This is a genomic window from Pusillimonas sp. ANT_WB101, from assembly GCF_008369125.1.
GTDB lineage: Bacteria > Pseudomonadota > Gammaproteobacteria > Burkholderiales > Burkholderiaceae_B > Allopusillimonas.
This window is the reverse complement of sequence record NZ_VOAY01000001.1, coordinates 1,340,913-1,353,966: the sequence shown is the minus strand read 5'-3', so window position 1 is coordinate 1,353,966 and position 13,054 is coordinate 1,340,913. Positions and strand designations below refer to the sequence as shown.

The 13,054-nt window shown below is 52.7% G+C and carries 13 protein-coding genes and 1 tRNA gene; 9 read left to right on the top strand and 5 right to left on the bottom strand.

The genetic code is table 11. The features are described from left to right. Window positions 1-5 precede the first annotated feature (5 nt). From FQ179_RS06150 to FQ179_RS22625, 3 genes are all read right to left on the bottom strand, one after another. Entirely contained in the window at window positions 6-1,298 is a 1,293-nt protein-coding gene (locus tag FQ179_RS06150; RefSeq protein ID WP_149396344.1) for a TRAP transporter large permease, read from the bottom strand. Window positions 1,299-1,300: 2 nt separating this feature from the next. Further along, window positions 1,301-1,852 carry a TRAP transporter small permease gene (locus FQ179_RS06145; protein ID WP_188074515.1) on the bottom strand — a complete coding sequence of 184 codons (552 nt, stop codon included), beginning with the start codon at window positions 1,850-1,852 and terminating at the stop codon, window positions 1,301-1,303. A 272-nt stretch (window positions 1,853-2,124) separates the two neighbouring features. Beyond that, on the bottom strand, window positions 2,125-2,382 hold the full coding sequence (locus FQ179_RS22625) for a hypothetical protein (protein ID WP_255474849.1): 258 nt from the start codon (window positions 2,380-2,382) through the stop codon (window positions 2,125-2,127). Between FQ179_RS22625 and FQ179_RS06140 the strand changes: the two genes are divergently transcribed. The 8 genes from FQ179_RS06140 to FQ179_RS06105 all read left to right on the top strand — a co-directional run bounded on the left by FQ179_RS06140 (window position 2,291) and on the right by FQ179_RS06105 (window position 10,540). After that, complete coding sequence (locus tag FQ179_RS06140; RefSeq protein ID WP_370459854.1) at window positions 2,291-2,992, top strand: IclR family transcriptional regulator; 702 nt, start codon at window positions 2,291-2,293, stop codon at window positions 2,990-2,992. The two genes, FQ179_RS22625 and FQ179_RS06140, sit on opposite strands and share 92 nt — an antisense overlap. A 204-nt stretch (window positions 2,993-3,196) precedes the next feature. Next, entirely contained in the window at window positions 3,197-4,069 is an 873-nt protein-coding gene (locus FQ179_RS06135; RefSeq protein WP_149396341.1) for a glycine betaine ABC transporter substrate-binding protein, read from the top strand. 87 nt (window positions 4,070-4,156) lie between these two features. After that, window positions 4,157-5,374 (top strand): glycine betaine/L-proline ABC transporter ATP-binding protein, encoded by a 1,218-nt coding sequence (locus FQ179_RS06130; RefSeq protein WP_149396340.1) that lies wholly within the window; start codon window positions 4,157-4,159, stop codon window positions 5,372-5,374. Further along, complete coding sequence (locus FQ179_RS06125) at window positions 5,374-6,219, top strand: proline/glycine betaine ABC transporter permease (RefSeq protein ID WP_149396339.1); 846 nt, start codon at window positions 5,374-5,376, stop codon at window positions 6,217-6,219. Before FQ179_RS06130 ends, FQ179_RS06125 begins: the two co-directional genes overlap by 1 nt. A gap of 121 nt (window positions 6,220-6,340) precedes the next feature. Further along, on the top strand, window positions 6,341-7,081 hold the full coding sequence (locus tag FQ179_RS06120) for a TRAP transporter small permease subunit (protein ID WP_149396338.1): 741 nt from the start codon (window positions 6,341-6,343) through the stop codon (window positions 7,079-7,081). A 76-nt stretch (window positions 7,082-7,157) separates the two neighbouring features. Continuing rightward, the gene (locus tag FQ179_RS06115) at window positions 7,158-8,207 is read left to right on the top strand and encodes a TRAP transporter substrate-binding protein (RefSeq protein WP_149396337.1); all 1,050 of its coding nucleotides are present in this window, start codon (window positions 7,158-7,160) and stop codon (window positions 8,205-8,207) included. 90 nt (window positions 8,208-8,297) lie between these two features. Next, window positions 8,298-9,605, top strand: coding sequence for a TRAP transporter large permease subunit (locus FQ179_RS06110; RefSeq protein ID WP_149396336.1), 1,308 nt, complete (start codon window positions 8,298-8,300; stop codon window positions 9,603-9,605). A 104-nt stretch (window positions 9,606-9,709) separates the two neighbouring features. Then, entirely contained in the window at window positions 9,710-10,540 is an 831-nt protein-coding gene (locus tag FQ179_RS06105; RefSeq protein ID WP_149396335.1) for an IclR family transcriptional regulator, read from the top strand. A 330-nt stretch (window positions 10,541-10,870) separates the two neighbouring features. Here FQ179_RS06105 and FQ179_RS06100 read toward each other — a convergent pair whose 3' ends face one another. Beyond that, a complete protein-coding gene (locus FQ179_RS06100; protein ID WP_149396334.1) occupies window positions 10,871-11,695 on the bottom strand; it encodes an oxaloacetate decarboxylase in 825 nt (274 codons plus the stop codon). Window positions 11,696-12,347: 652 nt separating this feature from the next. Here FQ179_RS06100 and FQ179_RS22235 point away from each other — a divergent pair. Beyond that, on the top strand, window positions 12,348-12,488 hold the full coding sequence (locus FQ179_RS22235) for a hypothetical protein (protein WP_188074513.1): 141 nt from the start codon (window positions 12,348-12,350) through the stop codon (window positions 12,486-12,488). 380 nt (window positions 12,489-12,868) lie between these two features. Here the strand turns inward: FQ179_RS22235 and FQ179_RS06095 are convergent. Further along, window positions 12,869-12,953, bottom strand: a tRNA-Leu gene (locus tag FQ179_RS06095). Window positions 12,954-13,054: the final 101 nt, after the last annotated feature.

Sequence of the window (13,054 nt, the reverse complement as noted above, 5' to 3'; positions counted from 1 at the left end):
TTCTCCTATTGGATCATGGTGGAGGGTAGCCAGGTAGACAACGCCGGGAACGCCAGCAATATCAGCAGAGTCAGTAGGTCGATCCCAATAAGGGGAGCGGCACCGCGAAATACTTCTTCTAGTGGAACCTTTGTGGTTGCACTCACCACGTAGGCATTCATACCGACGGGTGGCGTTGCCATGCCAATTTCAGCCGTCTTTGTGCAGATGACGCCAAACCAGATCGGATCAAACCCCAGGCTCGTCACGAGAGGAAATACCAGCGGCAATGTCACCAGAATGATGGCGACCTGATCCATAATGCAGCCCAGCAGCAGATAGAGCACAACGATCAGCCCCATGATTACCCACCGATTTACGTTTAAGTCTCCGATATATCGGATAAGGTTTTGGGTCGATTCGGTAATTGTCAAAAAATAGCCAAAGATCATTGCACCGATGATGATGGCGAAAATCATGGTCGTTGATTCGATCGTCTTAAGGATTGAAGTCTGGAAGGCGTCTTTGCTCATGCGGCCCATGAGCAGCGGAATTACAAAGGCACCGAAGGCACCGAAAGCGGCCGCTTCGGTCGGAGTGGCCAGGCCTGCGTACATTGAGCCTACGACAATCACCGCCAAGATAAGGAACGGCCAGAGGTTGCGCAGAGTGCTAAATCGCTCTTTCCAGGAATACATATTCGTCGATGACGGCATGCTGTGGGGCGACACTCTGCTCCAGGCAATAATGCCAATGCAGTACATGGCGGCCGTGATTATCCCGGGAATAATCCCTGCGATTAGCAACTTACCGATTGACGTTTCTGTAATGATTCCATATAGCACGAATGCGATGCTGGGCGGAATCATGATGGCCAGCGTGCCAGCCACAGCGACGACTCCTGTAGCCAGACTGCGGGAATAACCCCGTTTAACCATCTGTGGTACCGCCATCATAGATAATGTTGCGGCTGAGGCTGTACTCGATCCGGACATGGCTGCCATGGCTGCGGAGGCGAAAATAGTTGTTATTGCGAGCCCACCTGGCAGGCGTTCGAGCCAGCGCTGTGCTGCAGTGAAAACGTCATCAACAATTCCCGAGGCAGAAATAAACTGAGCCATCAGGATGAACATCGGTATTGTGGCTAACGCATAACTTGCTGCTGATCGGTAAGGTACAGTCCCAAGAATGCCAAGCACCGTATCCATTCCGCCATAGAAAAACAAACCAATTGCCCCAGCTGCACCAAGCGAAAATGCCACAGGCATTCCTAAAAACAGGAACAGGAGCATGAGCGCTATGAGAGAGATGCCTAGCATGGTCATTCTCCGTCCAGATGCTGCGCTGGTGGTCGCGAATCATCGGTCAGGTTTGATGCTTCATCAATTCCTTCGTCCTCAGATGCTACAAACATGGATTGGAGAATTCGCAAGCACAGCATGGCACTACCGATGGGCACGAGCATTAGTGCCGGCGCCATGGGGTAGGCCAGCAGACTACTGGACAGAATATTGAAGCGATATGCTTCGATGGCGGCATCCCAGCCTTCCACGGTGATGATTGCAAACAGCACGAAAGACATTACCTGATGCACTCGCCGCCAGACTGCTTCAACTCGAGGTGGAATGTATCGTTCGAACAGATTCACTCTTATGTGCCCGCCCCGTACATAGACGTAGCTCAGCGTAAGGAAAACCAGGCCGACCATGAGGTAGTCTTCGGTGAATTCGAACAGACTGGGGATTGAAAAATGTAAAAATTTTCGCGCCAGCATATCGAAAGTGGTTAACACCATCATCAGGATCAGGCAGACACCGGAGACGAAGACCAGCAGGCCTTCTACTGCCGCAAGCACTCTGTTGAGTATCTGCATTGATTGCCTCCTTTTCACAGGCTGCCGTCTGCCGGGCAACTCTCTATGGCATCCATGTGCCGGAGAAACCACCTCGGTCAGTCCGCGTAATAACGCTGATTCATTATTGACAACAAGTCGTAATGGCACCATCCTTGAATTTCGTTATACGAAATTAGCAACGAACATTGCCGCTGAGTTGCCCCGGTTGGTTGATATATGCGCCGACCCTCTGGAGTCGGCCTATATTTCGGCCGGAGTCGGTAGCCGATCAGTGGAAATCGCAGCTGAAGTCAAGCAGACGGAAGACACATGGACAAATTGACCAGCAACCCCATGATCTGTGGCAAAACCCCCTTTGCAGTGACCGGGTGTCCGTTTACTAGGGTTACCCCAGGAAGTCGATCACTCGAACGCGGGCTGGCCATTTTGCGTGCTTTCAGGCACGGTGGGTCAGCGCTGACAAATGCCGACCTGGCGGAACGGGTAGGCTTGCCAAGGCCAACAATCAGTCGTTTGACCCATTCTTTGGTAGACAGTGGGTTTCTCATGTTTGATCCAGAGCTGCGTGCCTACCGTCTGGCGCCAGTGCTCTTGAATCTCGCTCTCGCATACCAAGAAGGCTTGATCGAATATCAGATTGCACTTCCATATATGCAGGCCGTTGCAAAACGTGAAGAGATCAATGTCGGGCTGGCCGCACCGGACCTGTGTGACATGGTTTACCTCGCTTCAGTGAGATACGGCCGCGGTGGGGTTTTGAGGCATATTGTCCCCGGGTCGCGCAGGCCTATGGAAACATTGTCGCTGGGCTTGTGCTACCTAAATGCCTTGGACGAATCGTCGCTTGCTCGGTTGCTGCAGTACATATTGCCGAAATATCCAGGCACTAAGGATGCGGTTCTGTTCAGAATAGAGCGCGCGCGCCAAGACCTGAATATGCTCGGATATTGCGTAGCAGATTGGCACGCGGGGATGATTGCCATTGCCACAACACTCAAAACACCGGGGGAAGCCATTTATGCGTTGAATATCAGTTTTTCATCTTCTGATGAACTGTGGGCCAAGGATCGGATTGTCCATTATGGATCCGTTCTTATTAAGCTTGCAGAGGCGATAAATGAAGCATGGCAGAACTATCAGAAAGAATGCCCGCAATGATTAATTTAAGGGTCTTTTCCAGATTTATCTTCGCGCTCTTCTACAATAAGATGTAGTTGCCGAAACGCTTGCGTAGTGCACAAAACGTTTGCTCAAACGATATACGATTCAGGTCTCCGTAATATGTTTTTGAATATTTGTCATTTGCGCTTTTGCTCATGGTCTGGCATTATAAAAAGCTTGACAATGAATAAAGGAGCATCCATGCCAATATCAAAAATATTCGGCCCACGTGCCCGCTTGGCAGTGTCGGCGTTAGTTGTCGGGGCCAGTTTCATCGCGGCGCCCGTACATGCTGAGAGCAAAGGCACTGTAAAACTCGCCTATGTCGAGTGGTCCTCGACAGTAGCATCCACCAACGTAGTCAAGGTCGTATTAGAAAAAGCCGGTTACGACGTCAAAAACATATCATTGGCCGGGGCGGCAATGTGGCAATCCGTAGCTACCGGAGACGCCGACGCCTTGCTGGCAGGGTGGTTGCCCACCACCCACGAAGATTATTTCAAAAAGCTCGGTAGCAAAGTCGACGACCTCGGTGTCAACCTCGATGGCACCAAACTTGGTCTGGCAGTACCCGCTTATACAAAAATCGATTCCATCGATCAGTTAAATGATCATGCCAAAGACCTCAATAACGAAATCATCGGTATTGACCCTGGTGCGGGTCTGCAGCGCCTCAGTGGCCAAGTCGTAAAAGATTACGATTTAAAACTGCGTCTGCGTGATGGCAGTGACGCCACCATGACCGCCGCATTGGGCAACGCCATTAAAAACAAAGAAGATATCGTGGTTACGGCCTGGACGCCGCACTGGATGTTTTCTCGTTGGGATCTAAAATATCTTGATGACCCTAAAGGCGTTTATGGTGGTGCTGAGCAAATCCACACAATCGCACGCAAGGGCCTGAAAGAAGATATGCCTCAAGCCTATGCCATCCTCAATAATTTTTCGTGGACGGCAGAAGACATGGGTAAGGTCATGCTCGCCAATGAGCAGGGCGGTGACCCATACGAAAACGCCAAAAAATGGGTTGAAGAAAACCCAGAGCTGGTCAAAAAATGGATGGGTAATAGCTAAGATTTTTAGCCATATCCAAGGCAGGCCAACGCAGCACATTAACAGGCAGCGTTGGCCTGATGTTTTTTGACGAGCAAGGCATTACACATGAATGAAAATAACAATGAAAACAAGACCGTAAAGATACAAGTACGCGATCTAAGCAAGGTCTTCGGTTCCAATCCAAAGCACGCACTCAAATTGCGCGACTCGGGCATGAAGCGCCCCGAAATCTTCGAAAAAACAGGGCAAACACTGGCTTTGTCCAATATCTCTTTTGATGTGTATGAAGGCGAGCTTCTGGTCATTATGGGGCTGTCTGGGTCGGGTAAATCCACATTAATACGCTGCCTGAACCGCCTTATTGACCCCACAGAAGGCACCATACGGGTCGATGATGAGCCCATTACCGGCATCAGCGACAAACGACTGCTGGAAGCCCGGCGTCGTCATTTCTCTATGGTGTTTCAAAATTTCGCGCTATTTCCCCACCGTACAGTTCAGCAAAATGCCGAATTCGGGCTGGAAATTCGTGGCACCAACAAAGCTGAGCGCATAAAGATAGCCAAAGAAGCGCTTGAACAGGTGGGACTCAAGGGTTGGGAAGATTCTTACCCTCATCAATTGTCAGGTGGCATGCAGCAGCGAGTGGGGCTTGCTCGTGCACTGGCTAATGATTCTTCGGTGCTGCTCATGGACGAGGCCTTTTCCGCCTTGGATCCCTTGATCCGCAGAGACATGCAGAGCGAACTGCAAGAGCTGCAGTATCACACCAAAAAGACCACGGTCTTTATCACCCATGATCTGGACGAGGCCATCAATATTGGCGATCGGATCATTCTGTTGAAAGATGGTGAAATCGTTCAGGAAGGCACGCCCGAACAAATACTTACTCACCCAGCCAACGACTACGTCGCCCGTTTCATCGAAGGGGTCGATAAGGCGCGGGTGTTGACGGCCAGTAGTGCCATGCGCCCGGTGCGTGCTACCGCTCATGAGAGCGATGGGCCGCGAACCGTATTGCGAAAAATGAGCGAAAACAGCATAGATTCAATCTATATCACCACACGAGATCGTCGCCTGTTGGGCCTGGTTGACGCTGCAACGGCCAGCCAGGCCATGCAGGCAAAGCAAGACAGTATCCGCGACCTGATCGACCCCAATGTGCCAAAGGTTGGGCCTGAAGAGCCTCTTAACACGATTTTCGGCATGTTTGACGCACGCAGTGTGCCTGTAGCGGTTGTCGATGAAGCTGGCCGCCTTTTGGGTGTGGTCGTTAAGGGTGCCGTGCTTGATGAACTGGCCAAAGCCGGAGGAGAGCAATAATGGAAACAATTATTCCCCGCATACCGCTAGGCGACTGGATTGAGGCTGGGCTAGATTGGCTGACAACGGAATACTCCGGGGTCACACGCGCCATCGCCCGCGTGACACAAAGCGGCATTGATGTTTTGGATGGCGCACTGCTGGCCGTGCCAGACTGGGCCTTGATCGCAATCATCGCGCTGATCTGCTGGCGCCTATCGGGCTGGCGGCTGGCTTTGGGCGCTGTGTTAGGCCTGGAGCTCATTCTTAATATGGGCTTGTGGCAGCCCATGGTGCAAACATTGACGCTGGTGGTAATAGCTACCGCCGTTGCGGTGCTGATCGCTTTGCCTATTGGCATCATGGCAGCCTTGTCGTCGCGCTTATATCGCGTGGTCATGCCAGTGCTTGATTTCATGCAGACCATGCCAGCCTTTGTTTACCTGATTCCAGCGATTCCATTTTTTGGTATTGGTTCTGTATCGGCCATTTTCGCCACGGTCATATTTTCCATGCCGCCAGCTATACGTCTGACCATTCTTGGAATTCGTCAGGTTCCAGCCGAGCTGGTCGAGGCGGCAGATGCCTATGGGGCAACGCGCACTCAGAAGCTGCTCAAGGTTCAGTTTCCTTTGTCGTTGCCCACGATTATGGCCGGCATCAACCAGACTATTATGCTGGCCTTGTCCATGGTGGTTATCGCCGCCATGATCGGTGCCGAAGGTTTGGGTAGCGAAGTGTGGCGCGCCATTCAACGCCTGCGACCAGGTGACGGTTTTGAAGCAGGTATTGCCGTTGTAATCCTGGCCATGCTGCTGGATCGCATCACGCAATCCTTGCGTAAACCTAGCGCCAAGAAAGAATAGCCAGGCCGCAGCCGCCTGTCCGCCTGCGCCCACCTACCAGCGGCGCCAAGCTGACACTGCTTCTAAGCAACGACTGCACAGCACATAAATACGCCAGCCCGCGCAGAGCTGGCGTATTTTTTTGCACTTTTTGCCCGATATTCGAAAAAAAACACAGGCCGAAAATCTGCCGCTGATATCCCGCCGCCAGATCATCGCCGCCCTGCAGCGCGGGCCGTTTAGACACGCCGCGTTACACCAGGCGACACGTGGTAAAGAACGCAATAATGAAAAGTCGATAGGGATTTCACTAATAGGAACATGGCGTTTCACTTTCTATATTGGGAAGGAGATCGCAAACACCAACCGGGATGCGTGCACCATGAAAATCAGCGAAGTTTCCAGCAGACTGCTCGATCGCGTGACCAACTGGATGGGCGGGATTGGGGTGATCCTCATTCTCTATTGCATGACGTTCTCGCTTACCGATGTATTTTTGCGATATGTCATGAACTCGCCTTCACTGTGGATAGGCACAACCCTGCAAGCCGCTCTGGTGTTGTTGGCGTGTATGGCCGGAGCCTACGCCTATGTGCACGGCGACTTCATCAAACTAGACCTGTTCTACGCCAACTTCTCCACCCGCACCAAAGCCTTTTGTGACGTCATCACGGCCGTCTTCACGTTCATGTTCCTGTTCGTTCTCATCTGGAAAGGCTGGCAATCCGCCATGATCTCTATCAAATTGGGACAGGTTACGCCAACGGCCATACGCATTCCTATTTACCCCATCAAGACCATCATCCCGCTCAGCGCCATTGTTATGCTGCTGCTCGTTATACGTCAATTCTTCCGAGACCTGAGAATACTCTTCGGGAGATAAACCCGACTTCACCCCAAGCAACCAAGCTGCGCCTAGACAGCAAAGAAAGTAAAAACAGTAAAAACAGGAGAGAGACATGAAAAAACGTTTATTTATTGCCTCAATGCTAGTAGCGTTTACAGGCTTTGCGACCATGCCCGGCGCGGTATTTGCGGCAGACAAAGATGGTCCACCCGATAAAATCACCAAATGGACTTTTCAGCCCGCCTTCGATAGCTCAGACGCCGGTTGGGGGCGCGGGCTCATCCCCTGGGTCAAAGCCGTTGAAGAGGCTACTCAAGGCACCGTAATCATTCGCGTTGAACCCGCTGGGGCGCTGACCAGTGGTGCTGAAGCGTTTGGCGCCGCCGCCGCCGGCATGACCGACGGCTATGCAGGTTGGGCAACCGTTTATGGCGGGGAAATGCCTGAAGGCATGCTGGCTTATGGCCTGGCCATGGGGGCAAATGGGCCGGAGCAAGCCTGGGATGCCATGTGGGGCGACCCAAAATACCGCATAGGCGACCTGGTGCAAGAAGCCGCCCACGAGCGGGGGTTGCACTGGATAGGCTGGACCGACCAAGGTCCCAACTCCATGTTCACCACCTTTCCCATTAAAAAACTCGAAGACCTGAAAGGCAAGAAAATGCGTGCCGGCGGCCCTCAAGCCATCTTTCATGCCGCCATGGGCGGCGCGCCAGTTTCGATGGATGCCGGTGATATCTACACCGCCATCAAATTAGGCACAATCGACGGCACCTACTGGGATACCGGTGGCATTGCTGACATGCACTTCCCCGAGGTCATCAAATACGCCAGCATGCCTGGCTGGAACCCAGCTCAGCACCAGGAAACCTTTGTGAACCTGGAGAAGTGGAACGAGCTTACCGATTGGCAGCGCAAGCAAATCGAAGGAATCTTCAAGAAGATGTACTTTGAGACCAGCAAAATGCACATGGATGCCGTCGACAGCTCAATTAAAACGCTTAAAGATGCTGGCGGCGAAGTCATTGTCATGCCTGAAGAAGAAGTACAGCGCATGCGCGAAAAGGCAATGACTGATGTCTGGCCCAAGGTTGCTGAGCAATCAAAGCGCAATGCCAAAGGCGTAGAGCTCTGGAAGCAGTATTTCAAAGACCATCAGTAAAGCACCTGCTAGTCTGGCCCGGTATGTTGCCGGGCCTGCTCCTTGGGGCAGTTAGTCTGCCTCCGCCCAAATCATGAATAAGGACATCCGATGAGCCTGGAAGTCATTACGGTGCTGTATTTCTGCACCATGTTTCTTGTCCTTTTCATGGGGCTTCCGGTAGCCTTCGGTCTGGGTGGCACGGCCGTTCTCTTTGCGGCGATTTTTTCGCCGCGCTCCTTGCTGGCAATTCCTAGCGCGTTTTATTACACGCCCTGGAACTCCATCCTCATTACCATCCCCTTGTTTTTACTTATGGGGAATCTAATCCGTTTTTCTGGCGTTGCAGACTCAGCCTATTCTGCGGTCTACAAGCTTATCGGCCATATTGCTGGAGGCCTGGCCATGGGCACGGTGGTCGTCTGCACAATCTTTGCTGCTGTCACTGGCATTACACCTCCAGCGACCATCACGATGGGGCAAATCGCCTATCCATCGATGATGAAGTTTGGCTACAGTCGCAAGATTGCAATCGGGTCTATCGGTGCCGGGGGTGCGCTAGGTGCGTTGATCCCGCCCAGCGTACCGTTTATCTTTTACGGCCTGCTGTCCAACACATCTATCGGTGATCTTTTCCTGGCTGGCGTTGTGCCAGGCATTATGCTGGCCGTGTTTTACGTGCTGTATATCGGCATTCGCTGCCACTTTCAGCCGCACATCGGGCCACCGCTGCCGCCCGACCAGCGTTTTACGCGTGCTGAAAAAGCGCGCTCAGTACTAGATATATGGCCTTTCGTCGTCCTTATCGTCATCGTGCTCGGCTCGATCTGGGGTGGTATTGCCACGCCGGCTGAGTCGGCTAGTTTCGGTGCCGCTGGCGCGCTCATCATTAACCTGATTTACCGCCAGCTTACCTGGAAGATCTTTTTAGACTCCGTTATCAGCACCCTGAAGTTATGCGGCATGGGGTTCTGGATTCTGATCGGCGCCAATATTTATCTGAATATTTTCAATGCCCTTGGGGCGCAGGATCTGCTCACGCAACTGGTGCTAAGCGTGCCTGGCGGCACTATCGGTATCCTGGCCATGATGATGCTTATCGTTTTAGTGTTGGGCACAGTCATGGATGACTGGGCCATCATCATGCTGTGCACACCACTGTTTCTGCCCATCATCAACGAGCTGGGCGTCGACAAAGTGTGGTTTGGCGTGCTGTTTGTGGTCAATATCCAGATCGCTTATTTATCGCCACCCTTTGGTTTTGTGCTGTTCTGGATAAAGGGCATATTGCCCCCCGACGTCAATATGGGTGCCGTTTATGGTTCGGTATGGCCGTTTATTTCGCTGCAACTTCTGGGGCTTTTACTGATCTTCTTCTTCCCCAGTATTGCCTTGTGGCTACCTAACCTTGTCAAATAACCTCACACCGTGTGTGTACTGACTATGTACATGATTGATCTGGAGGTATTTATTGATGTGGGTATACTCAAATCCTGCTATTGAAATATAAAGCCTGAGCTGTCATGAGTCTAAATCACCCGGCTTCTAAGTCCCCGAAATTGGAAGGCGATACCCCGGCAATACGTCTATTTTCGTTGCTGGAAGTTATTGCGGAAAAGGATCAGTACTTTTCGCTGCAAGATCTGGTGCAGGAACTCGGGCTACCCAAACCCACCTTGCATCGCATGCTGCAGCAGCTCGACGATGCCGGCATGGTTCAGCGAGACGGTGATGGTCGGCACTACAGCGCTGGCGCTCGGCTGCGACGCTTTGCCGAAAAGCTGCTGCTTAATAACACGCTGCAAGGGGCGCGCCGCAATGTGTTGCGTGCCTTGGTCGCTGAGGTGGGTGAAAGCGGCAATATCACCAGTTGCGCCGGTAACGAGGTGTTGTACCTAGACCGGGTCGAGACCCCTGCGCCACTACGCTTCTACCTGCATTCAGGTTCGCGCGTGCCGCTGCATTGCTCAGCCAGCGGCAAGCTGTTTCTCATGCAGATGACGGCAGCACAACGCAAGCGCTTGCTGGTGCCATCTGCACTCGAAAAATACACAGAAAAAACACTGATCACCCGCGAAGCTGTCGAAGCCGAACTGCAGCGTGTTGGCCGAGAAGGCTATGCACTAGACGTCGAAGAATTCTTGCCAGGCTTGACCTGCATTGCCGTGCTGGTCCCTGTGGCTCGGGGGAAATCCAATCTCGCTGTGGCTATCCAGGCACCCTCGATACGTTTTCATGGCGAGCGCATCATGACTTGCCTGCCTGCGCTCCGGCAGGCTGCACAGGCCCTGGCCGACATTGAGGTAGATAACTACCCACAAGAAAAGACCGACAGAAATCGCAAGACGTCCTGAGTGAATCCGGCGAGCACCTTTTTAGGCCGCCCGCTAATTTGTGAGAGTTTGCAGTTTTTGGTAGTGGTGTCTTGGAGGTTTTAGGCACTGCCACGCGCGCCGGGCGTGCAGTGGCTTCGATACCCAGCGCGTGAGCAGGTGACTGTTAATCCCAGGCTCACGCACCATCCTGGCTTGGCTAGTGCTAGAGCTGGTGCGATGTGCCAGTCTTACTGCTTCGCGCTTGAGTCTTTTTTTTAATTTGATCTGCGTTGGCGCGTAGAATCCCCCGCTCTTTACAAGTATGCAACGACAATACCCGTTTTATTTGGGGAACCTCACCGTATTCACCTACTTGTGGTTAAACACCGCATTCAGTTCAGGGTAGGGCGCTGCGTCGGCAAACCCATCGAAGCGGCCTTCTTCTATCAAAAGGCGGGCTGCTCTCTGCATCCCGCCCCAGGCGACTCTGGCTAGGCCGCCTCCAACACTGACGCGGCGTACGCCTAGTGCAGCGATGTCTTGCATGGTTAGAACAGAGGCCGACCCGACCAATAGGTTGACAGGTTTGGGGGCAACAGCTGCCACGATCGCGGCAATCTGCTCGCGGGTGTGGATGCCCGGTGCATACAGGCAATCAGCGCCGGCCTCGGCATAGGCTTTCAGGCGCGCAATTGTGTCGGGCAGATCGGGGCGACCCACGATAAAGTTTTCTGCCCGCCCCACCAGTAGTGTGTCGCCACCGGCGGCATCGATTGCCGCACGCGCTGCGCGCATACGTGCCACAGCGTCTTCAATATCGCGTAATGGTGCGTCACGGTTACCTGTAGAGTCTTCGATTGAAAGCCCGGCAACACCCGTGTCTACGGCCAGGCGCACGTTATGGGCGACCCCCTCGGCATCTGCGGCGTGACCGCCCTCGAAATCAGCATTGACGGGGAGATCTGTCGCCTCTACCAGCGCACGTAAGTGGGTCAGCACATCGGCCAGCGCAACCCCGCCATCCGGATGGCCCCGCGACCAGGCAAAGCCCGAACTTGTCGAAGCCAGCGCTTTAAACCCTAGAGACTGCAAATACAAAGCGCTGCCAATATCCCACGGGTTGGGCAGCAGAAAACAACCCTCGTTATGAAGCGCCTTAAATGCTGCACGTTTTTGTTGAACGGTCAAAGACATGGGGCCTCCTGAAATATGGCCAAATTCTGTTAACACCGCAAAAATACCTGAACCCCATCACCCTTGATGAGCAAGTTACGCCAGGCGCTTAACGTTTGCAATGCTGACCTCACTCCGCAGGCGAAACAGGCTTTGCATCAGTTAAGAGAGTGCACTGGCAGGCACGGGGGAGCGCATCGGTATTTGTTAAGCGTGGTCTTGCGTAGTACAGGAATTAATGAAAATGATAGGCCCTATATTTGCTCAGGGGCGATACCGATATTCATTAAACTGACTCTACATCATTAATCAGGAGCACGGGCATTCGTGTGGTTTGCAAGAGCCCGCGCTCGCCAGCGCAGGCGCAACGGCCCCCAGTAGCTATTGCGTCATCGCAGCAAAGCCGTCCGAGTGGCTATCTGATGCCTAGATTAACGTAACGCCTATTAGCCCGCTAAGCCATATCGAAGAGGGGAGGGCAAGCTATATAAAAGGTGTGCCCGGCCAGCGGATCGGTCGAAAAGAGTGTGAGCGCGTTGTCTGCACAATGAAATTGTGGCGGGTCGTAATAGCCGCACGGCGGCTACGTCTTTGATCTATAGTAGTAGTGCGCCTGGCGCATCGTATTGGTCAGAATAGCGTGTTTAGTTAATTAACTTACCGCGGAGCTCTTGTGACTGATAAAAAATATATGGCTTCTCATCGCCTGATCGTTGCAATTTTGGTGGTATTTTGGTTGTGCGTATACACAGGCGTGATCATGTTCGGCGCCACTGAGTTTCCGCCAGCAGTGGTCGCCACCACATCCAAATAGCTTGAGTAAAGCCCACTGACCGTTATAAACGTATTGGCTCATTCGTCTGCGCCAGTTGGTACCGGCCATTTTCCATTGCTCGGGTAACCTAGCGCCACTAAAGCGCTGGCTCTTGCCTGAGTATGGATACAAGATCGCGCCACGGCGTGCGGCTATTCTTGCTGTGTTGGTTGCCATTTCGTATGGCGATCAAGCCATCGCGCGCTAGGGCTGGATGTGTGATCAAACAATGTATTAACCTTCAGTCTTTGTACCGTAGTTCAGACGAAAAAAAGCCACCCCGAAGGATGGCTGCTTTCAATCTTTATAGCAAAGGCCTTTTTGAATGGCGTCAAAAAAGCCCCGAAAATCACTGCAAAACCACTGTTTAAGCCATTTTATGGTGCGAACGGAGAGACTCGAACTCTCACACCTCTCGGCGCCAGAACCTAAATCTGGTGCGTCTACCAATTCCGCCACGTTCGCTGCAGGTAGCCAAGCATTATAGCTTTTTTTTCCTTGTCTGCAACTTGGTCCATCCAGGCCATTAGTCGCCCCAGAACTCGGCGAAAAGTCGCTTTTCGGGC